This window comes from Pseudomonas sp. NFPP07, assembly GCF_900115645.1.
Classification (GTDB): Bacteria; Pseudomonadota; Gammaproteobacteria; order Pseudomonadales; family Pseudomonadaceae; genus Aquipseudomonas; species Aquipseudomonas chlororaphis.
This window is the reverse complement of the sequence record NZ_FOXG01000008.1, coordinates 377,749-403,152: the sequence shown is the minus strand read 5'-3', so window position 1 is coordinate 403,152 and position 25,404 is coordinate 377,749. Positions and strand designations below refer to the sequence as shown.

General features: G+C 65.5%; 21 protein-coding genes. 10 read left to right on the top strand and 11 right to left on the bottom strand.

The window, feature by feature from the left end; all coding sequences use genetic code 11:
• Window positions 1-28: 28 nt before the first annotated feature.
• Window positions 29-1,057: a cupin domain-containing protein gene (locus BM019_RS22410; RefSeq protein ID WP_009044266.1), complete on the bottom strand. Its 1,029-nt coding sequence runs from the start codon at window positions 1,055-1,057 to the stop codon at window positions 29-31.
• 277 nt (window positions 1,058-1,334) lie between these two features.
• On the opposite strand from BM019_RS22410, the gene BM019_RS22405 reads away from it, so the two are divergent.
• Window positions 1,335-1,895, top strand: coding sequence for a TetR/AcrR family transcriptional regulator (locus tag BM019_RS22405; protein WP_239691097.1), 561 nt, complete (start codon window positions 1,335-1,337; stop codon window positions 1,893-1,895).
• A gap of 19 nt (window positions 1,896-1,914) precedes the next feature.
• Here BM019_RS22405 and BM019_RS22400 read toward each other — a convergent pair whose 3' ends face one another.
• Window positions 1,915-2,838, bottom strand: coding sequence for a LysR family transcriptional regulator (locus tag BM019_RS22400; protein WP_092420366.1), 924 nt, complete (start codon window positions 2,836-2,838; stop codon window positions 1,915-1,917).
• Between the two features lie 94 nt (window positions 2,839-2,932).
• Between BM019_RS22400 and BM019_RS22395 the strand changes: the two genes are divergently transcribed.
• Both BM019_RS22395 and BM019_RS22390 read left to right on the top strand, forming a co-directional pair.
• On the top strand, window positions 2,933-3,328 hold the full coding sequence (locus BM019_RS22395) for a GlcG/HbpS family heme-binding protein (protein ID WP_092420363.1): 396 nt from the start codon (window positions 2,933-2,935) through the stop codon (window positions 3,326-3,328).
• 35 nt (window positions 3,329-3,363) lie between these two features.
• Window positions 3,364-4,143 carry an SDR family oxidoreductase gene (locus tag BM019_RS22390; RefSeq protein ID WP_092420361.1) on the top strand — a complete coding sequence of 260 codons (780 nt, stop codon included), beginning with the start codon at window positions 3,364-3,366 and terminating at the stop codon, window positions 4,141-4,143.
• A gap of 7 nt (window positions 4,144-4,150) precedes the next feature.
• On the opposite strand, the gene bamA is transcribed toward BM019_RS22390, so the two are convergent.
• Window positions 4,151-6,517: an outer membrane protein assembly factor BamA gene (gene bamA / locus BM019_RS22385; RefSeq protein ID WP_009044261.1), complete on the bottom strand. Its 2,367-nt coding sequence runs from the start codon at window positions 6,515-6,517 to the stop codon at window positions 4,151-4,153.
• Window positions 6,518-6,741: 224 nt separating this feature from the next.
• Between bamA and BM019_RS22380 the strand changes: the two genes are divergently transcribed.
• The 3 genes from BM019_RS22380 (at window position 6,742) to BM019_RS22370 (ending at window position 9,238) form a co-directional block, all read left to right on the top strand.
• Entirely contained in the window at window positions 6,742-7,425 is a 684-nt protein-coding gene (locus BM019_RS22380; protein WP_009044260.1) for a response regulator transcription factor, read from the top strand.
• A complete protein-coding gene (locus BM019_RS22375) occupies window positions 7,422-8,681 on the top strand; it encodes a sensor histidine kinase (protein WP_009044259.1) in 1,260 nt (419 codons plus the stop codon). The genes BM019_RS22380 and BM019_RS22375 overlap by 4 nt, the downstream gene beginning before the upstream one ends.
• A gap of 107 nt (window positions 8,682-8,788) precedes the next feature.
• Window positions 8,789-9,238: a hypothetical protein gene (locus BM019_RS22370; protein WP_009044258.1), complete on the top strand. Its 450-nt coding sequence runs from the start codon at window positions 8,789-8,791 to the stop codon at window positions 9,236-9,238.
• Window positions 9,239-9,473: 235 nt separating this feature from the next.
• Here BM019_RS22370 and BM019_RS22365 read toward each other — a convergent pair whose 3' ends face one another.
• Window positions 9,474-10,163 (bottom strand): response regulator, encoded by a 690-nt coding sequence (locus BM019_RS22365; RefSeq protein WP_092420358.1) that lies wholly within the window; start codon window positions 10,161-10,163, stop codon window positions 9,474-9,476.
• 3 nt (window positions 10,164-10,166) lie between these two features.
• The gene (gene baeS / locus BM019_RS22360) at window positions 10,167-11,552 is read right to left on the bottom strand and encodes a sensor histidine kinase efflux regulator BaeS (protein WP_037004800.1); all 1,386 of its coding nucleotides are present in this window, start codon (window positions 11,550-11,552) and stop codon (window positions 10,167-10,169) included.
• A gap of 146 nt (window positions 11,553-11,698) precedes the next feature.
• Here baeS and BM019_RS22355 point away from each other — a divergent pair, with 146 nt between their 5' ends.
• From BM019_RS22355 to BM019_RS22345, 3 genes are read left to right on the top strand one after another with little or no spacing between them, the layout of a single operon-like run.
• Window positions 11,699-12,901: an efflux RND transporter periplasmic adaptor subunit gene (locus BM019_RS22355; protein WP_009044255.1), complete on the top strand. Its 1,203-nt coding sequence runs from the start codon at window positions 11,699-11,701 to the stop codon at window positions 12,899-12,901.
• Window positions 12,902-12,903: 2 nt separating this feature from the next.
• Complete coding sequence (locus BM019_RS22350) at window positions 12,904-16,050, top strand: efflux RND transporter permease subunit (RefSeq protein ID WP_009044254.1); 3,147 nt, start codon at window positions 12,904-12,906, stop codon at window positions 16,048-16,050.
• A complete protein-coding gene (locus tag BM019_RS22345) occupies window positions 16,047-17,423 on the top strand; it encodes an efflux transporter outer membrane subunit (RefSeq protein ID WP_092420355.1) in 1,377 nt (458 codons plus the stop codon). The genes BM019_RS22350 and BM019_RS22345 overlap by 4 nt, the downstream gene beginning before the upstream one ends.
• A 237-nt stretch (window positions 17,424-17,660) precedes the next feature.
• On the opposite strand, the gene BM019_RS22340 is transcribed toward BM019_RS22345, so the two are convergent.
• From BM019_RS22340 to BM019_RS22325, 4 genes are all read right to left on the bottom strand, one after another.
• Window positions 17,661-17,861 (bottom strand): hypothetical protein, encoded by a 201-nt coding sequence (locus BM019_RS22340; protein WP_092420352.1) that lies wholly within the window; start codon window positions 17,859-17,861, stop codon window positions 17,661-17,663.
• A 6-nt stretch (window positions 17,862-17,867) separates the two neighbouring features.
• Window positions 17,868-20,075 (bottom strand): peptidase domain-containing ABC transporter, encoded by a 2,208-nt coding sequence (locus BM019_RS22335; RefSeq protein ID WP_092420349.1) that lies wholly within the window; start codon window positions 20,073-20,075, stop codon window positions 17,868-17,870.
• Window positions 20,072-21,328, bottom strand: a complete 1,257-nt coding sequence (locus tag BM019_RS22330; protein WP_092420346.1) for an HlyD family secretion protein — start codon at window positions 21,326-21,328, stop codon at window positions 20,072-20,074. The genes BM019_RS22335 and BM019_RS22330 overlap by 4 nt, the downstream gene beginning before the upstream one ends.
• Window positions 21,329-21,537: 209 nt before the next feature.
• Window positions 21,538-22,329, bottom strand: a complete 792-nt coding sequence (locus BM019_RS22325; RefSeq protein WP_092420343.1) for an NAD(P)H-dependent oxidoreductase — start codon at window positions 22,327-22,329, stop codon at window positions 21,538-21,540.
• 85 nt (window positions 22,330-22,414) lie between these two features.
• On the opposite strand from BM019_RS22325, the gene BM019_RS22320 reads away from it, so the two are divergent.
• Window positions 22,415-23,308, top strand: coding sequence for a LysR family transcriptional regulator (locus BM019_RS22320; protein ID WP_092420340.1), 894 nt, complete (start codon window positions 22,415-22,417; stop codon window positions 23,306-23,308).
• Between the two features lie 6 nt (window positions 23,309-23,314).
• Here BM019_RS22320 and BM019_RS22315 read toward each other — a convergent pair whose 3' ends face one another.
• Entirely contained in the window at window positions 23,315-24,253 is a 939-nt protein-coding gene (locus BM019_RS22315) for a LysR family transcriptional regulator (RefSeq protein WP_092420337.1), read from the bottom strand.
• Window positions 24,254-24,311: 58 nt separating this feature from the next.
• Window positions 24,312-25,286 carry a quinone oxidoreductase family protein gene (locus BM019_RS22310; RefSeq protein WP_092420334.1) on the bottom strand — a complete coding sequence of 325 codons (975 nt, stop codon included), beginning with the start codon at window positions 25,284-25,286 and terminating at the stop codon, window positions 24,312-24,314.
• Between the last annotated feature and the right edge of the window lie 118 nt (window positions 25,287-25,404).

The window sequence follows — 25,404 nt, the reverse complement described above, 5'->3', positions numbered from 1 at the left end:
AGCGGGTCCTCGCTGCGGCGCCTGGGGGCTAGCGGTGGCCGATCTTCACCGAGCCGGCGTTGCCGCGCTTGCGCAGGTAGGCGTACTCGAGGTCGTTGAGCAGCATCTGCGCCCGGTTGATGTGGCGTGAGGCGTAGTTGAGGCTGGTGAGGAAGTGCGCCAGCTCCTCGGTCTCGGCGAAGTTGCCATCGTCATGGGCGACCTTGGAGAGGTCCAGGTTGCGGCGGTTCTCCAGCTTGCTCAGGTAGTCGATGTCGATCACCCGGAACGCCGCGCCGATGCTCAGGCCGCGGGCATTGAGCACCTTGTGCCATTCGAAGGGCGGGTTGATCAGCACGTCGCCCGGCTCGACGTAGACGGTATCGGCCTCGTAGTCGCCGCCCGGTGCTTCGCGGCCGCTGCTGGTTTCGAACATCAGGTCGTAGTCGCGGAACTGGTCGCCCAGTTGCGGTGGTCGGGTGCTCCACTTCTTGGTGCCGGCGATCATCACGAAAATGTTGAGGGTCGGGAAAATGTGCCAGTCGCTGCCCACCGCGCCCCGGGCCGGCTCGCCGTATTCCTGGGTGCTGTAGCCAAGGAACATGTGGCCGGTGACTTTCCAGGCGTCGATGTTGAACCAGGGTTTGCTGAACACCTGCTGCTTGACCAGGTTGAAGGCGTCCTTGCCCCATTCGTAGGGGTCGTTGTAGCTCGATGAAATCGTGCCCAGGTGCGAATAGACGTCGAGGTGGTGGGTGAAGATGTCGTCGAGGAATTCCTGCCCGGTGCCGACGCGGCCGGTGACGTAGTTGTAGTCCGAGGCGCCGTTCTCGTCGCGCATCGACACCGGCTGGTCGCCGGACTTGACCCGCCATTGCAGGTTTTTCCCCGAGCCGACCTGGTCGAAGAACGACCGTTGCGAGAACTCCTCGCCGATGGGCGCGAGTTTGCGTAGCAGGGCGGGTTTGCTGAACCCCTCGGTGAAGCGCTCGACCTTGTCCCGGGTGAGCTCGCCCTTGTGCTCGGCGGGCTCGATGACATTGATGTAGCCATACTGGATACGACTGTTCGAAACCATTTCGTAGACTCCTTTTTCCCTGACGTAAAAAGAGAAAACCGCTCGCGCCCACGACCGCTGTTACCGGGCGTGACTGCGCAGGTGAAGCCGACTTCCTTGCGTGACGCGGAACGAAAGCCGTGGACCAGTACATCAAGCATGCTTACCGCACAGCACCTATCGGGTATGATTGACAGGTGTGTCAAAGATCGCAGTGTTGGTATCTTTGACAAGGTTGTCAACAATTATGTGAGCAGTGATTTTTATGGCGGGTGTCAGGCAGTTTGACGAAGAAAAAGTGTTGTCGGCGGTCCTTGATGTGTTCTGGCGCAAGGGCTGGCAGTCCACCTCCATGGCCGATCTGGCCGAAGCGGCCGAGGTCCAGCGCGGCTCGCTGTACCATGCCTATGGCGGTAAGGAGGCGTTGTTCCTGCTGGCGTTCGAAGCCTACGCCACGCGCTTTTTGGGCAACGCGGCCAAGGCCCTCGAGGCCGCGGACGCCGAGACCGCGCTGCGGCAGTTTTTCCAGGTGGCGATCAGCAACATGACCAGCGGCACGCCAGCCAAAGGTTGCCTGACCACCAAGACAGCCACCGACGCCGACACCATCGGCCCGCGCATCCAGCAGCGCTTGCGCGACCTGTTGGACGCCCTGCAACTGACCATCAGCACCGCGTTGTCGGCCGAGCCGATCCAGGGCGACCTGGCCCTGGCGCCGGATGAAGCGGCGCAGGTCATGGTCACCTTCACCCGCGGGCTGGCGGTGATGGAACGCATCTACCAGGAGCCGGAACGTTTGCGCACGACTGCCGATTCCCTGGTGCAGCTTCTGGTGCCGGGCGTCCGGGCGCGGGCCTGAGTCGTACCTCTGCGCGGCTTTACCGGGTGTCGCGCCCGGGCGACTGCTTCCAGTCCCGCAACACCTCGATCAGGGCGCGCAGCTTGGGCGCAACGTGCCGGCGGTTGGCGTAGTACAGCCACATGGCCGGTAGCGGCTGGCAGGTGCCGGGCAGGACTTCCACCAGCTGGCCGCTGTCGAGGTCGGCGGCGATCCGTTCGCGAATGAACACATGAGCGATGCCGACACCGGCGCGGGCGGCTTCGATTACCGCCTGGGTGTCGGTGCTGATAAAGCGCCCGGGCACATCCAGCTTCACCTCGTGCTGACCGTCGTGCAGGTGCCATTTGTGCATCTGCCCGCTGCTGGGAAAACGAAAGCGCACACAGGCATGCTGGTGCAGCTCGTCGATGCTGCGCGGCGCAGGGTGGCGCGCCAGGTACTGCGGGCTGGCCACCAGGGCGCATTGCAACGGCGGGGTGATCTGCACCGCGTGCATGCCCGGATGCAGGGCATCGGCCAGGCGGATGCCGGCGTCGAGCTGTTCCTTGACGATGTCCACCAGCTGATCTTCGTAGCGTATTTCCAGGGTGATCCTGGGGTAGCGTTGGAAGAAATCCTCGAGCAGCGGGGCGACGATCAGGTGCTTGGCCATGTGCAGGGCGCTGATGCGCAAGTGCCCCGCAGGCTCGCCCTGGGTTTCCCCCAGATCGTCCCGGGCCTGCAGCAGGCTGCGGTAGCCGGCTTCGCTGCCTTCGTGAAAGCGCTGGCCGCTCTCCGTCAGGCTGACGCCGCGGGTGGTGCGATGGAACAGCTTGGTCTGCAGTTCGCTTTCCAGCTGGTTGATGGCCAGGCTCACCGCCGCCGGGGTCACGCCCAGCACGGCGGCGGCGCGGGTGAAGTTGCCGGTCTCGACCACCGCCATGAAGAGGTGCAGCCCGGCCAGTGGATCGCGTCGGCTCATTGTTAGGAATACTTAATAGTCTTGTTGGGGAAATGCGGATTCTCTTAAAGCTACGAGCTTCATAGACTCTTTTCAACCGCAAAGGAGTCCCGCCATGCACTGGCCCGTCACCCTCAAACCCGCCCGGCAGATGCTCGACAAGGGCATCGCCAAAGCCATGCAGATGCAGCTTTCGGTGTGCATCGCCATCGTCGATCAGGGCAGCAATCTGCTGGCGTTCGTGCGCATGGACGACGCCGTGCCGGGGGCGATCGACCTGGCCCAGCGCAAGGCCCGGACTTCGGCGCTGTTCCGCACCGCCAGCGCCGAACTCGGCGCGTTGTCCGGGCCGGGGCAGTCGTTGTGGTCGATCGAGCAGAGCAACGGCGGCTTGACCAGCTTTGCCGGCGGCCTGCCCATCGTCGATCAGGCGGGGCGTTGCCTGGGCGCCATCGGCGTCTCCGGTGGCAGCGGGGTTGAAGACGAAATCATTGCCCGGGCTTGCGTCTGAGCCCTGGTCACCGACATTTCCTTGGAGAAATCACAATGAGCAAAAAACGTATTCTGGTCACCGGCGCCGGTTCGGGCTTTGGTCGTGCGGTGGCGCTGCGCCTGGCCGCCAACGGGCATGAGGTGATCGCCGGGGTGCAGATCACCCCGCAGGTCACCGAGCTGCGCGAACTTGCCGCCAGCCTGGACCTCAAGCTGCGGGTGGAGAAGCTCGACATCACGTCGGCCCGCGACCGCGCCCATGCCTGGCAATGGGACATCGACGTGCTGCTGAACAACGCCGGCGACGCCGAGACCGGCGCCATCGCGGAAATTCCCGTGGACATCCTGCGTTCCCAGTTCGAGACCAATGTGTTCGCCAACCTGGAGTTGACCCAGGGTTTCGTGCGGCAGATGGTCGAGCGGCACCAGGGCAAGATCGTCTTTGTCTCGTCGATCGCCGGCCTGCTCACCGGGCCGTTCACCGGCGCCTACTGCGCCTCCAAGCATGCCCTGGAATCCATCGCCGAGGCCCTGCACATGGAGCTGGCGGAGTTCGGCATCCAGGTCGCGACCATCAACCCCGGGCCGTACTCCACCGGTTTCAACGACCGGATGATGGAAACCTGGAAAAGCTGGTACGACCCGCAAAAGAACTTCACCGATCACTCCGGCCTGAAGTTTCCCTTCGAGCAGTACGATCCCGAAGAGATGGTGGCGAAGATGGTCGAGGTGGTGGAGCGCGACGGCGGGCCTTTCCGCAACCTGCTGCCGGCGCACTTCGTCGACATCGTCAAGCAGGACCAGCAGGATGCCTGGACGCGCCAGCAATCCTGAGGCCGGCTCAAAAGGTCTGCCCTAGGGAGAACTGGAACACCTGGGTGTCGGCGTTGTCGGGTTTGCGTATCGGATACGCCAGGTTGAAACTCAAGGGCCCCAGCGGGCTGTACCAGGTCACGCCGACCCCCACCGAGCTGGCCATCTGGGCGAAGTCGACGCCGTCGCAACCCTGGGTGGTGCTCAGGTAGCACTTGTCCGAATAGACGCTGCCGACGTCCCAGAACAACGAGGTGCGCACCGACGTGCTGTCCTTGATGAAGGGCATCGGGAACAGGTATTCCACGCCCCCGGTGATCAGGATGTTACCGCCCAACGCATCGGTGTCGCGGTCGGAGTAATAGGCCTGGCCGGCGCTGGCATAGGCGCCGGTGGCCGGAGTGTTGCGCGGGCCCAGGGTGCCGCTTTCGAAGCCGCGTACCGAGCCTTCGCCGCCGGCTGTGTAGTTCTCATAGAAGGGCAGGCCATCGGTCGAGCCGTAGCTGTTGCCGTAGCCGAGCTTGGTATGGAAGCGCAGCGAGGTGGCGCGGCTGACCGGCAGGAAGGTCTGCCCGCTGTAGTCGAGTTTGTAGAAGCTCAGGTCGCTGCCGGGCACCGTCACCGTCAGGTTGAGGCTCTGCGAGTGCCCGCGGCTGGCCAGCACGCCGCGGTTGAGGGTTGACTCCGACCAGCCGAGGTTGGCCTTGAAGTTGGTGAATTCCTTGCCCTCGCGTTCGATGAAATCGTAGATCTCGTCGGCGCTGTAGGTGCCTGGCTCGATGCTGTCGTGTTGCACGGTCAGGCCGAAATTCAGGCGCGAGGTTTCGTCGATCGGGTAGCCCAGCGAGGTACCGACGCCATAGCTGTTGATGGCGTAGTAGGAGACGCCGTCGTCGTAGTAATCGTTGTAGTCGGTGCTGCTGTAGAACAGGTTGTAGCCCAGGCTCACGCCGTCCGGGGTGAAGTAGGGATTGGTGAAGCCGACGTTGTACTTGCTTTGGTATTCCGAGCGGGTCAGGCCCAGGCTGGCGTAGTTGCCGGTACCCAGGAAGTTGTTCTGGGTGATGGAACCGCCGAGGGTCAGGCCGCCGCTCTGGGCGAAACCGATGCTGGCGGTAATCGAACCGGCAGCCTGTTCTTCCACTGCGTAGTTGACGTCTACCTGGTCATCGACACCTGGCACGGCCGGGGTTTCGACGTTGACTTCCTTGAAGAAACCCAGGCGTTCCAGGCGGGTCTTGGACTGGTCGATCAAGTAGGTCGAGGCCCAACCGCCTTCCATCTGGCGCATTTCCCGGCGCAGTACCTTGTCGTCGGTCTTGGTATTACCGCGAAAGTTGATGCGGTTGGCATAGGCTCGCTTGCCCGGGTCGACCACGAAGATGATATCGACGGTGTGATCGTCGTCGTGGGGCTGTGGCACGCCGTTGACGTTGGCGAAGGTGTAACCGTCGTTGCCCAGGCGACGGGTGATCAGCTCGGAGGTGGTGGTCATCAGCTTGCGCGAGAACACCTGGCCCTTCTCGACCAGCAACAGTGACCTGATCTGGTCTTCAGGCACCTTCAACGCGCCGCTGAGGTTGACCTCGCGAACCGTGTATTTCTGGCCTTCGTTGATGTTGACGGTGATGTAGACGTGCTTCTTGTCCGGGGTAAGGGAAACCTGGGTCGAGGCGATATCCATGTTGATATAGCCGCGGTCCAGGTAATAGGAGCGCAGGCGTTCCAGGTCGCCGGAGAGCTTTTCGCGGGCGTACTTGTCGTCGTTCTTGAAGAGGGACAGCCAGTTGCTGGTCTTGAGCTGGAACTGAGCGGTCAGTTCTTCCTGGGTGAACACCGTGTTGCCCACCACGTTGATGTGCTGGATGGCGGCCACGCTGCCTTCGTCGATGCTGATCTTCAACTGTATGCGGTTGCGCGGCAGCGCCAGCACTTGGGCGTCGACCGCGGCCGAGTAGCGACCCTGGGCGACATATTGGCGCTGCAGTTCATTGCGCACGCCTTCAAGGGTGGCGCGCTGGAAGATCTCGCCTTCTGCGAGACCGGCCTGCTTGAGACCTTTCATCAGGTCTTCAGTGGAAATCGCCTTGTTGCCTTCGATTTCGATACTGGCGATGGATGGACGCTCGACTACCGTGATGACCAGGACATTGCCTTCGCGGCCCAACTGGATGTCCTGGAAGAAGCCGGTCTTGAACAGGGTCCGGGTGGACTCCACCAGGCGCCGGTCATCGACTTCGTCACCGACGTTCAGCGGCAAGGCGCCGAACACGCTGCCGGCGGAGACCCGTTGCAGTCCGTTGATCCGGATATCGGAGATTTTGAAGCCTTGAGCGTGGGCCAGAGTGGCATTGAGCAGCAGCGCAACCGAGCAGAGCAGGCGCGAAAAATTCATCGGGATCTTTTCCAGGACACATCGACAAGCGGCGCAGGCGCGCTTGAATGACCCGCTGCGGACGGGACAACCCACAGCGGCCTGGCGGGTGGAGGTCAAGCATAAGAGTGCGGGGTGTTTGGTGCGGTTAACAGAGTGTCAAATTAGGTAAAGGTTGGGCCCGGGGCGATGACGCTGCGCGGCGCGCAGGGGATAATGCGCCGGTGCCCCTTCAAGAGTTCGCCATGATTTGCGTATTGCTCGTCGACGATGACCAGGAACTGACTGGCATGCTCATCCAGTACCTGGAACGCGAAGGATTTGCGGTGGCCGCCGTGCACACCGGCGAAGAGGGCGAGGCCCAGGCGCTTTCCGGAGGTTACGACATCGTGGTTCTGGACGTGATGCTGCCGTGCCTGTCGGGCATCGAGGTGCTCCGGCGCATCCGTGCCAGCAGCCAGATCCCGGTGGTGTTGCTCACCGCCCGTGGCGACAACATCGACAAGATCACCGGCCTGGAACTGGGCGCTGACGACTATGTGCCCAAGCCCAGCTCGCCGGGCGAACTGGTGGCGCGCTTGCGGGCGATCATGCGCCGGGTGCAGTCGGCCGAGCCGCCGACCAACGAAGTGATCAGGAGCGGCACCCTGGCGCTGTGGCCCGGCAAGCGCCAGGCCCAATGGCAGGGCAGCGAGCTGGAGTTGACCAGTACCGAGTTCAGTCTGCTCGAAGAGCTGGCCCGTTGCGCGGGGCAGGTGGTGAGCAAGGAGGACCTGTCGCTCAAGGCCCTGGGGCGTCCCTTGACCCGCTACGACCGGCGTATCGACGTGCATATCAGCAGCATCCGCCAGAAGCTCGGCCCGCGCCCCGACACCAAGGCCTGGATCCAGAGCGTGCGTGGCGTGGGCTACCTGTTGATCGCCGAATGAGCAAACCCAGCCGGCTGTTCTGGAAACTGTTCCTGGCCTTCTGGCTGGCCACCAGCCTGACCTTCTTTGTCGGCGTGGGCATTCTGCTGCTGAGCGGCTCCCTCCCCGGGGACCCGCATCTGGAAGTGATCCTGGCCAGCGAGGAGCAGTTGCTGCAACAGTACGGCATCGATTCGGGCAGGCAGCTGCTGACGGTCTGGCGGCACCCGCCGGACCAGGCTGTTGGCGTCTATGACAGCAGCGACCGATTGCTGGCCGGGTCGCCGGTCGCGCACCCGGTCTATGAAAAAACACTGGTCAGCAAGGAAGGGCTCAGGCTTTCGCTCAAGTCTTCCCTGGTGCCTGGCGATCACCGCCGGCCGCCGGGGCGCTTGATCCCGTTGCTGATCGGTACGCTGATGAGCGCGCTGTTCAGCGCCTACATGGCCTACTATCTGGCCTGGCCGCTGGCCCACCTGCGGCGGGCGATGGGCTACGTCGCCCAGGGGCGCTTCGAAACCCGGGTCAAGCCGATGATGGGCGCGCGCCGCGATGAGATCGTCGACCTGGCCGAAGACTGCGACCGCATGGCCAACCAGCTGAAACTGCTGGTGGAGGCCCAGCAACATCTGCTGCATGACATCTCCCACGAACTGCGCTCGCCGTTGACGCGCATGCAGGCGGCCATCGGCCTGTTGCGGCAGGACCCGATGCAGCTGGAAATGCTCGGGCGTATCGAGCGTGAATCGGAGCGCATGGACACCCTGATCGAAGCGCTGTTGACCCTGGCACGCCTGCAGGGCCGGCCCGAGAGCATCGAGCGCGAGCCGCTGGATATCGTCGAGCTGCTGGCGGTGATCGTCGAAGACGCACGCTTCGAGGCGGGCATGAAGGGTTGCCAGGTCAGCCTGCAGGCCTGTCCGGGCTTTGTCAGCCGGGGCAACGGCGAGCTGTTGTATCGCTGCTTCGAGAACGTCATTCGCAATGCGGTGCGCCATACCGCCGCGGGAACCGGGGTCCAGGTCAGCGCGCACATCGATCTGTCCGCGCAGGGCCTGACGGTACGCATCATCGACCGGGGCCCAGGCGTCGAAAGCGCGTGGTTGCAGAGTATGTTCCAACCCTTCGAGCGTGGCGTGGGCGAGGCGGCCGCCGGTTTCGGCCTGGGCCTGGCCATCGCGGCCAGGGCCGTGGAACTGCACGGCGGCAGCATCGAGGCCCGCAACGAGCCGGGCGCCGGGCTGGCCGTGGAGATCAGGCTGCCTCGGCGGGCCTGAGCTTTACACGAAATTACATTGCCTTGACCGCCCTGTACGTCGCCCCTCAGTAGACTTCCTGCTCAGCATTTTTGCTGTTCCGGCGGGGCCATTGAGTGGAGGTGGCGATGTTTCTGGTGCATAAAAAAGGATTCGTTTCCGGCAAGAAAATGGTCGACGGGCTGGTGCCCTACGATTTCTTCTGCGAAGACAATCCGGCCATCAACCTGTTCGTGTTCACCGGCTCCAGTGCCCCCGGCAAGGCGGTCGAGGAGCAGACGCTCTGGGGCTTTACCCGCCTGGAGCGCTTCGAGGCGCTGACCCATACCCTGGTGTCGAACAAGAAGAACCAGGGCTGGTTTCAAACGGTCAACGTACTGACCGGACCCGCGCAAAACGGCACCCAGAGCCTGAAGTTCCAGCGGGTGCTGAAAATCATCAAGCATGCCGACCCCTCGGGGCGTACCGCCGGCAAGGCGGACTACGAGATCCACACCGATGAAGGCGATACCTATTTCACCCGTCGGCCTAGCGCGGCCAGCGGCGGGCAAACGGTCATCTATGTGGCGGATCGCTGACCGCAAGCATGGCGGGCGCTGCCTTGCAGATCACCGGCGCATGCCGCCGAGCTGTAGGCGCGAACTTGCTCGCGAAGCGGCCTTGAGGACGGCATCGCTCTCAAGGGGGATCGTCGGCAACCCGGCTCTCATGGCGAGGGGGTAGGGCACTCGCCGCCGCCTTTGGCCGAACCCGATCTCTGCCGCCCATCGCGGGTAGCGGGCGCTCATTTCTTTCAGGCATTGTCGCCGCCGCTCAGCCCGGTATTGTCCCCAGCTCGAGCTTGTAGCCCACGCCATACAACGACTGGATCGGGTCTTCCCCAGGGCAGGCCCGGGCCAGTTTGCGCCGCAGGTTGCGCACATGGCTGTCGACGGTGCGGTCGGTCACCACCCGGTGGTCGGAGTACAGGCGGTCGAGCAGCTGGTCGCGGGAGAACACCCGGCCCGGGGACGCGGCCAGGGTCTTGAGCAGGCGCAGCTCCACCGGGGTCAGGTCCAGGGCGATACCGTCGAACGAGGCACGGTAGCGTTCTTCGTCGATCTGCAATCGGGCCTGTGCGGCTGCCGTCAGCTGCGGGCCGCGGCGCAGGATGGCCTTGACCCGGGCCACCACTTCGCGCGGGCTGAAGGGCTTGCAGATGTAGTCGTCGGCACCCAGGTCCAGGCCCAGCAGGCGGTCCACTTCCTCGACCCGGGCGGTGATCATGATGATCGGTACTTCGCTGAAGCGCCGCAGCTCCTGGCACACCTCCAGGCCGTCGCGCCCGGGCAGCATCAGGTCGAGCAGGATCAGCCGCGGTCGATGGGCGCGGACCGCCGGCACCACGTCCAGGCCGTTGTCCAGGCTCAGGCTGGGGTAACCGGCGGCGTCCAGGTAGTCGCGCAGCAAGGCGGCGAGTTTCGGTTCGTCTTCGACGATCAGGATCGGTTGTCCAGTGCTCATGCTTCAAACCTTGCCGGGCAGGCGCAGGGTCAGCCACAGGCCGCCCAGGGGCGAGTGATCGGCGTCGAGGCTGCCACCGTGGGCCAGGGCGATGCTGCGACAGATCGCCAGGCCCAGGCCGGCACCGCCGCTGGCACGGTTGCGCGAGGCTTCGCCGCGGTAGAAACGCTCGAACAGCCGCAGCAGTTGTTCGGCGTCGACCCCGGGGCCGGAGTCGATGAAATCGACCCGCAGGTTATCGCCCTCGACGCAGGCGCGGATGCGTAGCTGGCCGCCGGCATCGGTGTAGCGCAGGGTGTTTTCCAGCAGGTTGGCGAACAGTTGTTGCAGGCGCTTGGGGTCGGCGTCCAGCTGCATCGGCCGCTCCGGCAGTTTCATTTCGACCTGGAGCCGGGCGGCCTGGCAGCGTTCCTGGAACATCGCCACGCTGAGCGCCAGCAGCTCGTTGAGCGAACACTCGCTCTTGCGGTAGGTGAGGGCGCCGACATCGGCCAGGGACAACTCGTACAGGTCGTCCACCAGCTTGCTGAGCATGCCCACTTCGTTTTGCAGCGATTGCATCGATTGTCGATCGAGCTTGCGCACGCCGTCCTCGATGGCCTCCAGTTCGCCGCGCAATACCGACAGCGGGGTGCGCAGCTCGTGGGAGACGTCAGCCATGAACTCGCGGCGCATCTGTTCGTTGCGTTCCAGGGTATAGGCCAGTTGGTTGAAGTCGCGGGCCAGTTGGCCGACTTCGTCATTGGACGCCACGGCCACCCGGTTGCTGTATTCCCCGGCGGCCAGGCGGTGGGTGGCGGCGGCCACGCGCTTGACCGGATCGAGCAGGGTGCGCGAGATCCACCAGGCGATCAGCATCGCCAGCAGCAGAGAGGCCACGCCCACCCCCAGGCTGGTGCGTAGCTGATACTTGAAAAAGCGTTCGCCGCCGGCCTCGGTGACGTTCTGGAACGGCGATGCGGCCAGCCAGCCGACCGTGCGGCCGTTCACCTCCACCGGCCGCAGCAGGGCGTCGTCGTCGATTGCCTGATAGCCAATCACCAGGTGTTTGTCCTGGTCCAGCAGGGCGATGCGAAACAGCGCACCGGTAAGGTCCGAGGTGGGCGGTAGTTTCAGTTTGCGCAGTTTGGATTCCTCCCCGGGTTCGGGACGCATGATCTCGAACCAGCGATGGGGATTGTCGCGGATGAATTCCCAGTTGCCTTCGCGCTCGTAGGCTGCCGCCAGGCGTGGCAACACCGGCTCCATGCGCAGCAGCGCCTGCTCGTTGATGTAGCCGAGAAAACCGCGGCCGAAACTCCAGCCGGTGGCCAGGCCCATGCTCAGGATGACGAACAGCACGCTGGTCAGGACGGCGCCGAACAGTTTGGTGGAGATGCTCAGTTTCATGGGCTCGCGGGGCTGGAGGAATGGCCCGTTCATTTAGGCCCCGGCGCGAGGAAGATTCAAGGTTGGCGGGCAATCTTCAATTTTCCTGCACATTTGCCTCGCAGCATGCCGGCAGGCACAAGCCATTCCGTCTTGCAGAGGCCGTTATGTCGAGCAAAATTTTCGCCAAGTCCCTGGTGACCGCCGCGGTCATCGTTTCCCTGATGGTGCTGTTCGTGTTGAGCGGTTGCTCGCCGGGCGCGCCGGACCCTGTCGCCCAGGTGCCCAAGGTCTCGGTGATCACCGTACAGGCGCAAAGCCAGGCCCTGACCACCGAGCTGACCGGGCGCACCCAGGCTTTCCTGGTGGCCGAGATCCGTCCCCAGGTCGGCGGCATCGTCCAGCAGCGGCTGTTCGTCGAAGGCGCCGAGGTCAAGGCCGGGCAGAGTCTCTATCAGCTCGACGCGGCCAGTTACAAGGCGGCGCTGGCCGAAGCCCAGGCGACCCTGGCCAAGAACCGGGCCACCCTGAAGTCGGCCCAGGCCACCGCTACCCGCGATGCCCAACTGGTGAAAATCGACGCCATCAGCCAGCAGGACAACGAAGACGCCCAGGCCAGCCTTCTGACCGCCCAGGCCGAGGTCCAGGTGGCCCAGGCCGAGGTCGAGACGGCGCGCATCAACCTGGCCTATACGCGCATCGCCTCGCCGATCGCCGGGCGCATCGAAACCTCCACCGTGACCCCCGGCGCGCTGGTGGTGGCCGAGCAGGACACCGCGCTGACCACGGTGCAGCAACTGGACCCGATCTATGTCGATGTCACCCAGTCCACCAGCGAGCTGCTGCGCCTCAAACGCGACCTGGCCAGCGGCGCCCTGCAGGGCTCCGCGGCAGACGAAGCGCCGGTCAGCCTCAAACTCGACGACGGTACTACCTATGCCCATGCCGGCCGCCTGAAGTTCAGCGGTGTCAGCGTCAGCCAGAGCACCGGCACCGTGACCCTGCGCGCCGAGTTCCCCAATCCCGAGCGGCTGTTACTGCCGGGCATGTATGTGCGGGCGGTGCTGGAGCAGGCTCGCGACGAGCGGGCGATCCTGGTTCCGCAGCAGGCGGTGACTCGCAGCGCCAGTGGCGTGACCTCGGCACTGGTGGTGGTCGACGGCAAGGTCGAGCAGCGAGTGCTGACCATCGAACGCGCGGTAGGCAACCAGTGGTGGGTCAGCGCGGGGCTCAGCGCCGGCGACCAGTTGATTGTCGAAGGCGGACAGAAGGTCCGGGTCGGCGCCGCGGTGCTGGCGCAGAACAGCGGCAGCGGCACCCGTAGCCGCACGCCGCAGACCGCCCCCACCGGCCTGGCGCAGGAGGGTTGAACATGGCGCGCTTCTTTATTGACCGGCCGATTTTTGCCTGGGTCATCGCCATCGTCATCATGCTGGCCGGCGCCTTGTCCATCAGCCAGCTGCCGCTGGAACAGTACCCGGACATCGCGCCGCCGACGGTGCAGATCTCCGCCACCTACACCGGGGCTTCGGCCAAGACCGTGGAAGACTCGGTGACCCAGGTCATCGAGCAACAGATGAAGGGGCTGGACAACCTGACCTACATGTCGGCCAGCAGTAGTTCGGCGGGCAGCGCCAGCATCAGCCTGACCTTCGCTGCCGGCACCGACCCGGATGTGGCGCAGATGCAGGTGCAGAACAAGCTGCAACAGGCCGAGTCGCGGTTGCCGCAGACGGTACAGAGCGAAGGCCTGACCGTGACCAAGGGCGGTTCGGACTTCCTGATGATCGCCGCCCTGGCCTCGGACAACGAGAGCGTCACCGGCACCCAGATCGGCGACTACATCTCCAGCACCTTGCTCGACCAGATCAGCCGGATCGACGGGGTCGGCGACGTGCAGGCCCTGGGCTCGGGCTACGCCATGCGGATCTGGCTGGACCCGGCGCAGCTGGAAAAATACGCCTTGATGCCCTCCGACGTCAGCAGCGCCCTGGAGGCGCAGAACACCGAGGTCTCCGCCGGGCAACTGGGTGCCTTGCCGGCGGTGCCCGGACAGCAGTTGAACGCGACCATCAGTGCCCGCAGCAAGCTGCAGACCCCGGAGGAGTTTCGCAAGGTGGTGGTCAAGTCTTCCAGCGACGGCGCCCTGGTGCTGCTGGGGGATGTGGCGCGGGTCGAGCTGGGCAGCGATAGCTACGACATCAGTACCGCCCTCGCTGGCAAGCCGGCCGCGGCCATGGGTATCAAGCTGGCGGCCGGGGCCAATGCCCTGAGCGTCGGCGAGGCGGTCAAGGCCAAGCTCAAGGAGCTGCAACCCTATTACCCGGCGCAAATGCAGCTCAAGAACGTCATCGCCTACGACACCACGCCTTTTGTCAGCCTGTCCATCGAGGAAGTGGTCAAGTCCCTGGGCGAGGCCATCGTCCTGGTGGTGCTGATCATGTTCCTGTTCCTGCAGAACCTGCGGGCCACGCTGATTCCAGCGATTACCGTGCCGGTGGTGTTGCTGGGCACCTTCGGCGTGCTGGCGCTGTTCGGCTATTCGATCAATACCCTGACCATGTTCGCCATGGTCCTGGCCATCGGCCTGCTGGTGGACGATGCCATCGTCGTGGTGGAGAACGTTGAGCGGGTGATGGCCGAGCAAGGGCTGTCGGCCCTGGAGGCGACGCGCCAGTCGATGACGGAAATCACCAGCGCCCTGGTCGGCATTGCCCTGGTGCTCAGCGCGGTGTTCGTGCCCATGGCGTTTTTCGGCGGTTCCACCGGGATCATCTACCGCCAGTTTTCAATGACTATAGTCTCGGCCATGCTGCTCTCGGTGCTGGTGGCCATGACTCTGACCCCGGCCCTGTGCGCCACCTTGCTCAAGCCCGCCGATGCCCAGGGGCATGACGCACGCAGCGGTTTCTTTGCCTGGTTCAACCGCAACGTCGAGCGCGGCACCGCGCGTTACCAGGGGCTGCTCGGTGGCGTTCTGCAGCGTTACCGGCGCAGCCTGCTGCTGTACGCGGCGATCCTGCTGGTCATGGCCGGCGGCTATGCGAGTCTGCCGACCTCGTTTCTGCCGGACGAAGACCAGGGCATCCTCATGGCGCAGATCCAACTGCCGGTGGGGGCCACCGACAGCCGCACCCAGGCGGTGATGAAGCAGTTCGAGAACTACATGCTCGCCCAGCCGGAAATCGAGACCCTGATCAGCATCAGCGGCCTAGGCATGAGTGGCAACAGCCAGAACACCGGCCGTGCCTTTATCAAACTCAAGGACTGGAGCGAACGCAGCGCGGCCGGGCAGGATTCGGCGTCGATTGCCCAGCGTGCGACCCTGGCGCTGTCGAGCATCGGCGACGCCAGGGTGTTCGTCATGCAGCCGCCGGCCATACGCGGCCTGGGGCAGAGCTCGGGTTTCGACCTGCAGCTCAAGGATCTAGGCGGCGTCGGCCACGAAGCCTTGGTGGCGGCCCGCGAGCAGCTCATCGGGCTGGCCCGGCAGGACCCGCGCCTGCTCGGCGTGCGCAGCAACGGTCTGGACGACGCTCCGCAGCTCAAGGTCAGCATCGACGACCGCAAGGCCGGCGCCCTGGGTTTGAGCACCAGCGACATCAACAGCACCTTGTCCACCGCCCTGGGCGGGACCTATGTCAACGACTTCCTCAACCAGGGCCGGGTGAAGAAGGTCTATGTCCAGGGCGAGGCCTCGGCGCGCATGCAGACGGCGGACCTGGACCATTGGTTCGTGCGTAACGGCAATGACGACATGGTGCCGTTCTCGTCCTTCGCCAGCAGTGCCTGGAGCTACGGTTCGCCCCTGCTCGAGCGCTACAACGGCAATGGGTCCCTTGAAGTGGTGGGCGACCCGGCGCCGGGGGTGAGCTCCGGAGTGGCCATGGACGCGATGGAGGCACTGGTCCAGCAACTGCCCGAAGGGGTCGGCTACGAGTGGACCGGGCAGTCTTACCAGCTGCGCCTGTCCGGTTCCCAGGCACCCTTGCTGTACGGGATTTCGATTCTGTTTGTGTTCCTCTGCCTGGCGGCCTTGTACGAGAGCTGGTCGGTGCCGTTCTCGGTGATGCTGGTGGTGCCCCTGGGTGTGGTGGGAGCGGTGCTGGCGACCCGCGCCAGCGGCCTGAGCAACGACGTGTATTTCCAGGTGGGGCTGTTGACCACGGTGGGGTTGGCGGCGAAGAACGCGATCCTGATCGTCGAGTTCGCCAAGCATCTGCAGGAGCAGGGCAACAGCTTGCTGGAGTCGACCCTGACCGCCGCGCGCCAGCGCCTGCGGCCGATCCTCATGACTTCCCTGGCGTTCATGTTCGGCGTGTTGCCGCTGGCCTTGAGCAGCGGCGCGGGTTCCGCCGGGCGCCGGGCCATCGGCACCGGGGTGCTGGGCGGGATGTTCAGCGCCACGCTGCTGGGGATCTTCCTGGTGCCGCTGTTCTTCGTGTTGATCCGTCGCCGTTTTACCCGCGTATCCGCGGTTTCCACTCCTAATTCCCGTGTTCCGGCAGGTGATGCATGATCAAATTTCGTTGGACGTTGCTGGCCACCCTGGTGTTGCTCGGTGGCTGCATCAACCTGGCGCCGGAGTACCAGCGCCCCGAGGCGCCGATCGCCGGGCAATGGTTGCCGGGTGGCGCGAACCCCAGTGGGGAGGCCGCCGCCGATATCCATTGGCGGCAGTTCTTCAGTGACAGCCGCCTGGTGCGTTTGCAGGCCCTCGCCCTGGCCAACAACCGCGACCTGCGCCTGGCCGCCCTGAACGTCGAGAAGGCTCAGGCGCAATACCGCATCCAGCGCGCGGAGTTGCTGCCCACGGTCGAAGCCGAGGTCAGCGGTAGCCATAGCCGCAGCGGCACGGATAGCATCAGCCACGACTACAACGCGCAACTGGGCGTGAGCAGCTACGAGCTGGATGTTTTCGGCCGGCTCAGGAACCTCAAGGACGAAGCGCTGGAAGACTACCTGGCCCTGGACGAAACCCGGCGCAGCACGCAGATCAGCCTGGTGGCCCAAGTGGCCACCGCCTGGCTGACCCTGGCCGCGGATAACCAGCTGCTGCAACTGGCTCGAGACACCCTGAGCAGCCAGCAGGCGACCTACGAGCTGACCCGGCGCAGCCATGCCCTGGGCGGATCCTCCGAGCTGGACCTGGTCCAGGCGCAGACCACCGTGGAGTCGGCCCGCGGCGACGTGGCGGTATACGCCAGCCAGATTCTCCAGGACCTCAATGCGCTGCGCTTGCTGGTGGGCAGCGAGATCCCCGACGAACTGCTGCCCGGCGCCAGCCTGCAAACGGCGGCATTGCTGGTACAGGTGCCGGCCGAGTTGCCATCGAGCCTGTTGCAGCAGCGCCCCGACGTGCTGGCGGCCGAACATACGCTGAAGTCGGCGAACATCGACATCGGCGCGGCGCGTGCGGCGTTCTTTCCCAGTATCAGCCTCACCGCCAATGCCGGCTCGGCGAGTTCGGCGTTGTCCGGGCTGTTCAAGGGCGGCAGCGGCGCCTGGAGCTTCGCCCCGAGCGTCAGCCTGCCGCTGTTCGACGGCGGCAGTAACCGGGCGACCCTGGACGCGGCCAAGATCGAGCGCGAGATCCAGGTGCAGACCTACCAGCAGACAATCCAGAGTGCCTTCAAGGAGGTCGCCGACGCCCTGGCCGAACGCAGCACCCTGGCCGAACGCCTGGCGGCCCAGCAAGCCCTGACCGACGCCAACCGCAAGAGCTTCGAGTTGGCCGACGCGCTGTATCGCGGCGGCTCGCAAAGCTACCTCGAAGTCCTGGACGCCCAGCGTTCGCTGTACAGCGCCCAGCAGGACTTGATCAGCCTGCGCCTGACCGAGCAGAGCAACCGGGTGACCCTGTACAAGGTGCTGGGTGGCGGTTGGCAGTGAGAGGGGCTGCATTCAAGGGGGTAGGAGAGGCGCTCGGGGCGACGCTGTCCGGTCGCTTCTGGCCAAGAGGATCGGTGGCCAGGGAAAGAAGTGTGCCGGACACCTGGAGGTGCCCGGCACGTGCTTCGTGCTTCGGTAATGGCTATCGAGGCTTTGCCGCTTGCGCGACAGGGGGTAACGCTTCAACGGCCTGATGCGCGGATCCGTTGCAGGCGAGCGGGTCTGCGCATCCGCGCTTTACTTCGCGCCCGACGACTTGCCGCCGATACTGACGCCGATGCCAGTCCCGCCGTTGCCGTTACCCGTGCCGTTGCGGCCGATGCTGATACCGACGTTCACCGAGTTGCTGCCGGAGCCGGTGTTACCGCTGATGCTGCCCGAGATGCTGATGCCGCCGCCGCTGACGACCGTCATTTCCTGTTGAGTGAGTTGACGCATAGGGAATTACTCCTGTGGTAAGGGAGGCCGGCCGTTCGCCGAGGCCTCCGCTTCGGCCGGCCAATCCGGCCGAAGACGTTCGCGGGCCTCTTCGGCTCGCAGGTTCGTTGTCGCGGCGCTGGCGTCATGGGCCTTACCGCATTCGATCTCGATGGCGCGATCCGCGCTGCGGATGGTCTGTGCGCGGTGCGCGACGATGATCCGCGTAATGGGCAGTTGGCGGATGGCGTCGTTGACCCGTTGTTCGCAGTCGGCGTCCAGATGGCTGGTGGCCTCGTCCAGCACCAGGATCGACGGCTGGCGGTACAACGCCCGCGCCAGTAGCACCCTTTGGCGCTGGCCGCCGGACAGGGCGTCGCCCATGTCGCCGACGAGCGTCCGATAGCCCATCGGCATCGTGCTGATGTCGCTGTGAATCTGCGCGAGCTGGGCCACTTCCACGATGCGGCTCCGGTCCGGTTCGGTGGCGAAGAAGCTGATGTTGTCCTCGAGGGTGCCGGCGAACAGGATGTCGTCCTGCAGCACACAGCCGATCATGTCGCGATAGGCGCGGGGGCCGATCGTCCGCAGGTCGATGCCGTCGATCAGCACACAGCCTTCCTGGGGCGATACCAGGCCCAGCAACAGCTTTGTCAGGGTCGACTTGCCTTGCCCCGATGCACCGACCAGGGCTACCGATTCTCCGGGGGCGATGGAGAAATCGCAGCCGTCGAGCACCCAGGGCTCGCTGTCCGCGTAGCGGTAGCGCAAGCCTCGCACCTCCACGCTCGGCGCCGGCGCGGGACGGGGGCCGGCTGGCGCGGGAAGGGTGGTTGCCCCGGGCTCGATCTCGGCCAGCACGATGTCGGCGAGACGCTCGCCGTGCAGGCGCAGCATGCGGAACTCGATCAGCGCATCGATCAGGCCCGAGGCGCGGGTCATGAACTGATCGGCGTAGCTGACAAAGGCCATCAGCATGCCCGCGCTGAACTCGCCGTCGAGCACCTGGCGCGCCGCGGCCCAGATCAATAGCACCCGGGATGCGCCGATCAGCAGGTGCTGAAACGAAGAGAAACTGATCGACAGTCTTTGCACCCTGACGTGGCGGTTGGTGGCGTTGACGGTCGCATTGGCATAACCCTGGGTGCGCCGTTCCTGCTGGTTGGCGATTTTCAGCGCGCGCACGCCGCGGATCGACTCCAGCAACAGTGTCTCGGCTCGCGCGGCGTGCACCAGATATTCCTCTTGCGCCCGGCGCAGGGGGCGGAACGCCAGGTAGCGCACCAGGCCATAGATGACGAAGGAGGCGATCACCAGCCAGGTCAGCGTCGTTTCGTAGGTGAACAGCACCACCAGGATGACGATGGCCAGGACGCCATCGAGCAACGTCCCGACGAAGCGCGACGTGAGCGTGTGCTGGATTTCATGGATCGCGTTGAAGCGGGAGACGACGTCTCCGACATGGCGCTGCTCGAAGTAGGTGATTGGCAGTTTCAGCAGGTGCGCGAACACCGAGGCGCTCCATTGCACGTTCAACTGGCTGGAGAACCCGGTGAGCACCCAGGCGCGCAGCCCGTCGAACAGATCGCGAAACAGCACGAGCAGCAGGAAGCCGATCGCCAGTAGCGACAGCAGGTCGACGTCCGCCGAGACCAGGACCTGGTCGACGACCCATTGCAGGTAGAGGGGCGTCAGGATGCCGGCCATCTCGATTGCCAGCGACAGGGCGAGGGTCAGCCCCAGGGCTCGGCCGATGTGATTCACCCGGCCGATCAGCGTCGTCAGCGAGACGGCCGGCTTGTCCCGTACCGGCGCGAACGACGGCATCGGGCACAACTCCAGGGCGATGCCGGTAAAGCAGGGGGAAATCTGCGCGAAGGTCAGGCGCCGCACGCCGCGCGCCGGGTCATGCACGACGACATGGTCGCGGGCCACCTGCTTGAGCACCACGAAGTGGTTCATGTCCCAGTGAAGAATGCACGGCAGCGTCAAGCGTTCGAGTTCATCGAGCTCGAGGCGCAGTGCCCGCGCGCCGAGGCCCAGCTGATCGGCGTAGCCGACAAGCTCGTTGAGGGTGGCACCGCGCACCGACGGCATGAAACGCCGCCGCAGCGCGGCCAGGTCGGTGTCGGCTCCGTAATAGCAGGCGATCATCGCCAGGCAGGCGAGACCGCATTCGGCCATCTGGGCCTGCAGCAGCATCGGCAGGCGTGTGCGGGCGAAACCCGGCCTCATCGTGCCAGCCTGCCAATGGCATACAGCGGTTCGAACAGCCATTCGACCAAGCGTCGCCGCTCCAGCAGGATGTCCGCCTCCAGGCTCATGCCGGCACGCAGGCGTTCGCGACGTCCATAAGCATCGATGTCTTGCCGGTCGGGCGCGACAACCACCCGGTAATACTGCCCGCGGGCCTCGGGGTTGCCGGTGAGTGTGGCAACGTCGCGAGCCGACAGCGCGGTGCGGGAGACATCGATGACTCGACCGTAATGCAGGCCGAACTTCTGGAACGGATAGGCCTGGTAGCGAAGCACGACCCGATCGCCTTCGCGAACGAAACCGATGGCCCGGCTTGGCACGAGCAGGCGCGCCTGCAGTTTGGCGTTTTCCGGCAGCAGGGCGACGGCCAGTTCGCCGGCCGCGACGGTCTGTCCGGGATGCGCCAGGAGCGCGGCGACGGTTCCCGCCTGCGGCGCGCGCAGTATGCGTTCGCGTTGTTCTTCGTTGGCGGCGATCTGCTGGTCGAGCTCGCCAAGCTTGCGCTGGATATCGCGCTGCCTCAGGGCCGCCGCCAGCGGCGCCTCGGCCAGTTGGCGGCGAGTGTCGAGCTGTTCTTGCTCAAGCTTGAGGTGTTGGCCGATGGCCTCCTGAACCCGGACCTCGGCATCGAGCACCGTGGTTTCCTCGTCGGCGAGCTTGCCGTTTGACACATAACCTTTCTCGCGCAGCGTACGCCAGCGTGCCAGCTTCTCCCGTGCAAGCTCGGCTTGCCGACGGCGCCGGACAATTTCGCTGGCGGATTCGGCCTGCTGCGCGGCCAGCACCCCAGCGCGGGCGCGCAGCTCATCGAGCGTGGTGGACGCCAGCGCCGACTGCGAACCCTGGTCGAGCTCCAGCGTCGCGCGTTGCTGTTGCAGGCGCTCCGCGATGAGCACGCGGGTGGCGCCGAGCCCGGTAGCCACGTCGCTGGACACTGCCAACAGGGGCGCGCCGCGCTCGACTTCCTGGCCGTCACGCACAAAGACTTTGGTCACGGTGCCCGCGGTCGGCGGCACGATATTCAGCACGCCTTGTTCCGGCAGCAGGTCGCCGCTGGCCCGTTCACGGGCGGTATAGCTGCCGGCATAAAGAAACAGGGCGACGCTGGCGGTGAACAACAGCGCGGCTGCCGCCAGCCAGGCGTGATGAGGGGGGCCATAGAGCGTGACCCCGCCCAGGGCACTGCGTTGCTCCGCTTGCAGCGCGGCTTCGCGGTAAAGCGGACCGGTCATGCCGGGTACCGATGTTCAGCGGGCGGCACAACCGGGCCGGAGGGAAGGGGGAAGCGTTGCATGACTGACTGGCTGAAATGAAGGGCCGGAAATTCTCGTTGGCCCTGATTTCAGGGTAAATCAGCGTTGTCGCTGTTTGGTTATGGAAAGGTCCTTTTCTCGTTGTGATTCAGCTATCTGCGCGGCCGGCTGCTGCACTGGCGCTCGATTCAGGGGATCGCTGGCGGGATCAGGTGCGCGGCGAAGCCCTGCCGGTCCGTGGCGACGTCTGGGTGCAGGGTCAGTTCTGGAATCCTGTAGGCCCCGGCGTTCTGTGGCCGGAAAGGAATAGGCGCGGTCTGCGCCAGCTGGTCGAGGCGCTGCCCGAGCTGGTCGCAGATTGTGGCGAAACGCGCTTCGTCGATGCGCCCGGTGCGGTAGATCACGAAGGGCGGAAGCACGTCGAAGCCCGGGTAATAGAGGATGCCGTGGTGGATCGGGAACAGCAGGTCGTCCATCGGCCCGTTGATGCCCCGTGGGCCATAGTGGGATTCCCAGCCGCCGGCGCTGACGATCAGCATCGCCCGCTTGCCCGCCAGGGTGCCTTCGCCGTAGCGGTCGCCCCAGCGCGCATCCGAATGCTCGCCCACGCCATAGGCGAAACCATAGGCGTAGACCCGTTCCACCCAGCCCTTGAGAATCGCCGGCATGGAGAACCACCACAGGGGAAATTGCAGCAGCACGGTGTCGGCCCAGAGCAGTTTTTCCTGCTCGCGGGCGATGTCCGCCGACTGCAGGCCCTCTTCGAAGGCGCGCTTGGAGTCCAGGGACGGATCGAAGCGGGTGTTCTCCGGCCGGCCCAGGCTGTCGTCGGCATCCAGCGGCGCCTTCCAGTTCATCGCATACAGGTCCGAAACCTGGACCGCGTGGCCGGCGGCCTCCAGGCGCTTGATCGTGAAGTCCTTGAGCGAGCCGTTCAAGGAGCGGGGTTCGGGGTGGGCATACACCAGCAGTACATTCATCACAGGGTCTCCAATGTCGGGAGACAGCAGGATCGGCCGCTGCCAGGTATATTGGAAATGAATATCCAATATCCCAGGTATTGTCGTGAATAATTTAAGGCGCTTGGACATCAACCTGCTGTTGACCCTGGATGTGCTGCTCGCCGAGCACAACGTGACCCGCGCGGCGCACCGCCTGAACCTGTCGCAACCCTCGGTCAGCGTGCACCTGGCCAAGCTGCGGGAGATCTTCGGTGACCCGTTGCTGCTGCCGGGGCCGCGGGGCATGCGGCCCACCGCCAGGGCCGACGCCTTGCGCGAGCCGTTGCGCCGGGCGCTGGAAGCGTTAGAGCTGGCGGTGTCGCCGGCCAGCCCGTTCGACCCGGGCGCGGCGGCCAATACCTGGAGCGTGTCGGCGTCCGACTACGGCGAGTCGACGGTGATCCTGCCGGCGCTGGCCGGCTTGCGCGCGGCGGCCCCCGGGACCCGGCTGGCGGTGCTCGAACTGGAGCCGGGGCGTCTGGTCCAGCAGGCTGAGCAGGGCATCATCGACCTGGCCCTGCACACCAGCGAGGACTCGCCGCCGGGGCTGCGCCGCCGCGTGCTGTTCAGCGAGCGTTACGTACTGGTGGGCCGCGCGGGCCATCCACGCCTGCAACGACGCCCGAGCCTGGCGCAGTTTGCCAAGCTGGAACATGTGGTGGTATCGCCCGATGGCGGCGGTTTTCATGGTGTCACCGACAGCGCGCTGGGCGAGGTGGGCTTGACGCGCCGGGTGGTGCTGTCGGTGCCGCATTTTCTGTTTGTCCTCTCGGCGCTGGCGAGCACCGACCTGGTGGCGATGCTGCCGTCGCGCCTGGTGCGCGACAACCCGGCGCTGAAGGTGGTCGAGCCGCCGCTGGAAGTCCCGGGTTATGACCTGGCCATGCTCTGGCACGAGCGCTGCCACCGCGACCCGGCCCATCAATGGCTGCGGGAGTTCATCGTCAGTTCGCTGTGAACGCTGCTACGGCTCGTCCCTGGCCGGCGTTTCCCACGGCGCGCCCTGGGCAAAGCGCGCCTCGATCCACTGCTTGAACGCCTGGGTGGTGGCGCTGCTGAAGCGCGCCGACGGGCGCAGCAGGAAGATCCCCGAGTCGCTGTCCAGCTGCCACTGCGGCAGCACCCGGACCAGATGCCCCGAGGCGAGGTCCTGGTTCATCAGCCAGTCGCCGCCGGCAAGAATGCCGACGCCGGCCCGGGCCGCGGCCAGCAGCGCTTCGTTGTCGTTGCTCTGCAAGGTGCCGTGGACGCGCACGGTTTCCAGCCGGCCCTGGCGGGTCAGGCGCCAGTCGGGCCAGGAACGCAGGCCGGTAAAGCCCAGGCAGTTGTGGCTGGCGAGATCGGTGGGCAGCCCTGGTTCGCCATGGCGTTGCAGGTAGCTGGGGGTGGCGCAGAGGATACGTCGGTGCGCACAGAGTTTGCGCGCCACCAGCTGGCTGTCGGCCAGTTCGCCGATGCGGATCGCCGCGTCGAAACCTTCGCCGACGATGTCGACGAAACGGTCCGAATACTCGGTCTCCAGCGTCACCCCGGGATGGGCCAGGGCGAACTCGGCGAGGATCGGGCTGAGCCAGCGCCGGCCCATGGCGGCCGGCAAGGCCAGGCGCAGGCGCCCGCGGATCTGCGCGGCGCCCTGGGAGGCTTCGTGTTCGGCTTCGCTGATCAGGCCCGCCGCCTGCCGCAAGCGCTCCACTAGCCGCGCGCCTTCGTCGGTGAAGCGCAATTGCCGGGTGGTGCGTTGCACCAGGCGAATGCCCAGGCGGCTTTCCAGTGCCGCCAGGCGCTTGGACAGCACCGAAGGGTGGCGCTGCAAGGCCCGCCCGGCGGCGGCGAAAGAGCCGTGCTCGAAGAGCGCCATCAAGGTGGCGAGTTCATCGGCCTGTCGGCTGTCGAACGGATCCATGTGCCTGGGCTGCCTCGTTGTGCGGCCAAATGGCCGGAAGGGACGGAAAGGATCGGCCTCAAGGTATCAGCACGATGGCGCCTTGCGCGCGTCCGTCGTGCAGGTCGGCGTGGGCCTGGGCCACGTCGGCCAAGGGGTAACGCTGCCAGATCCGGGGCTGGATGATACCCGTGGCGAAGGCGTCCAGCACATCGGCGGCGCGCGCCTGGTACTCGCTGGCGCTGGCGGTGTGGGCGGCGAGGGACGGGCGGGTGAGAAATAGCGAGCCCTTGGCGTTGAGCGTGCCGACCTGCACCGCCTCCGGAGCGCCCGACGCTGCGCCGAAGGACACCAGCAGGCCACGGGGACGCAGGCTGTCGAGGGAGGCTTCGAAGGACACCCGGCCGATCGGGTCGTACACCACATCGACCTTGTGCCCTTGAGTGACCTCGACGACCTGTTGGGCGAGGGTCGCGGGGTCGAACACCAGCACCTCGTCGCAACCGGCGGCCCAGGCCCGCTCGACGCTTTGCGCCTTGGAGACGACGCCGATGACCGTGGCCCCCAGGTGCTTGGCCCAGGGCACCATCAACTGGCCCAGGGCCCCGGCGGCGCCATAGATCAACACCCGCGTGCCAGGACCGACGGGGTAGGTGGTCTTGAGCAGGTACTGGGCGGTGATGCTCTTGAACAGCAGGGCTGCGGCGGCGTCCGAGGCCAGCGCCGGCGGCAGCTTGACCAAGCGCTCGGCCGGGTACAGGCGGGCGCTGGCATACGCGCCGAGGGGCCCGGTGGCATAAGCGACGCGATCACCCACCTGGACCTGGGTGACGCCAGGGCCGATCGCCTTGACCAGCCCCGCGCCTTCCAGGCCGAGCCCGCAGGGCAGGGCAACCGGCACCGCGCCGCTGCGCTGGCTGAGGTCCAGCGGATTGACGCCGATGGCCGTCTGCTCCAGCCAGACCTCGCCGGCACCGGGCGCCTGGGCTTGCACCTGCTCGAACTGCAGGACCTGGGGGGCGCCGACTTGGTGAAGCTGTACGCGGGTGAGCATGCTCGATCTCCTTGGAAGCTTTGCGGTAGGACGCAGGGTGTAGGAAACGAGGATAGGGCTGTGCTACGGGCTCAACAATCTGGTCTGTTTGCATTTGACTGCTGCATGCGGTGCAGCA

What these genes read in the sequence shown, in the direction of transcription:
- BM019_RS22410 (WP_009044266.1), bottom strand. Translation starts at nt 1,057, where the DNA reads ATGGTTTCGAACAGTCGTATCCAGTATGGCTACATCAATGTCATCGAG.
- BM019_RS22400 (WP_092420366.1), bottom strand. Translation starts at nt 2,838, where the DNA reads ATGAGCCGACGCGATCCACTGGCCGGGCTGCACCTCTTCATGGCGGTG.
- BM019_RS22395 (WP_092420363.1), top strand. Translation starts at nt 2,933, where the DNA reads ATGCACTGGCCCGTCACCCTCAAACCCGCCCGGCAGATGCTCGACAAG.
- BM019_RS22390 (WP_092420361.1), top strand. Translation starts at nt 3,364, where the DNA reads ATGAGCAAAAAACGTATTCTGGTCACCGGCGCCGGTTCGGGCTTTGGT.
- bamA (WP_009044261.1), bottom strand. Translation starts at nt 6,517, where the DNA reads ATGAATTTTTCGCGCCTGCTCTGCTCGGTTGCGCTGCTGCTCAATGCC.
- BM019_RS22380 (WP_009044260.1), top strand. Translation starts at nt 6,742, where the DNA reads ATGATTTGCGTATTGCTCGTCGACGATGACCAGGAACTGACTGGCATG.
- BM019_RS22375 (WP_009044259.1), top strand. Translation starts at nt 7,422, where the DNA reads ATGAGCAAACCCAGCCGGCTGTTCTGGAAACTGTTCCTGGCCTTCTGG.
- BM019_RS22370 (WP_009044258.1), top strand. Translation starts at nt 8,789, where the DNA reads ATGTTTCTGGTGCATAAAAAAGGATTCGTTTCCGGCAAGAAAATGGTC.
- BM019_RS22365 (WP_092420358.1), bottom strand. Translation starts at nt 10,163, where the DNA reads ATGAGCACTGGACAACCGATCCTGATCGTCGAAGACGAACCGAAACTC.
- baeS (WP_037004800.1), bottom strand. Translation starts at nt 11,552, where the DNA reads ATGAAACTGAGCATCTCCACCAAACTGTTCGGCGCCGTCCTGACCAGC.
- BM019_RS22355 (WP_009044255.1), top strand. Translation starts at nt 11,699, where the DNA reads ATGTCGAGCAAAATTTTCGCCAAGTCCCTGGTGACCGCCGCGGTCATC.
- BM019_RS22350 (WP_009044254.1), top strand. Translation starts at nt 12,904, where the DNA reads ATGGCGCGCTTCTTTATTGACCGGCCGATTTTTGCCTGGGTCATCGCC.
- BM019_RS22345 (WP_092420355.1), top strand. Translation starts at nt 16,047, where the DNA reads ATGATCAAATTTCGTTGGACGTTGCTGGCCACCCTGGTGTTGCTCGGT.
- BM019_RS22340 (WP_092420352.1), bottom strand. Translation starts at nt 17,861, where the DNA reads ATGCGTCAACTCACTCAACAGGAAATGACGGTCGTCAGCGGCGGCGGC.
- BM019_RS22335 (WP_092420349.1), bottom strand. Translation starts at nt 20,075, where the DNA reads ATGAGGCCGGGTTTCGCCCGCACACGCCTGCCGATGCTGCTGCAGGCC.
- BM019_RS22330 (WP_092420346.1), bottom strand. Translation starts at nt 21,328, where the DNA reads ATGACCGGTCCGCTTTACCGCGAAGCCGCGCTGCAAGCGGAGCAACGC.
- BM019_RS22325 (WP_092420343.1), bottom strand. Translation starts at nt 22,329, where the DNA reads ATGAATGTACTGCTGGTGTATGCCCACCCCGAACCCCGCTCCTTGAAC.
- BM019_RS22315 (WP_092420337.1), bottom strand. Translation starts at nt 24,253, where the DNA reads ATGGATCCGTTCGACAGCCGACAGGCCGATGAACTCGCCACCTTGATG.
- BM019_RS22310 (WP_092420334.1), bottom strand. Translation starts at nt 25,286, where the DNA reads ATGCTCACCCGCGTACAGCTTCACCAAGTCGGCGCCCCCCAGGTCCTG.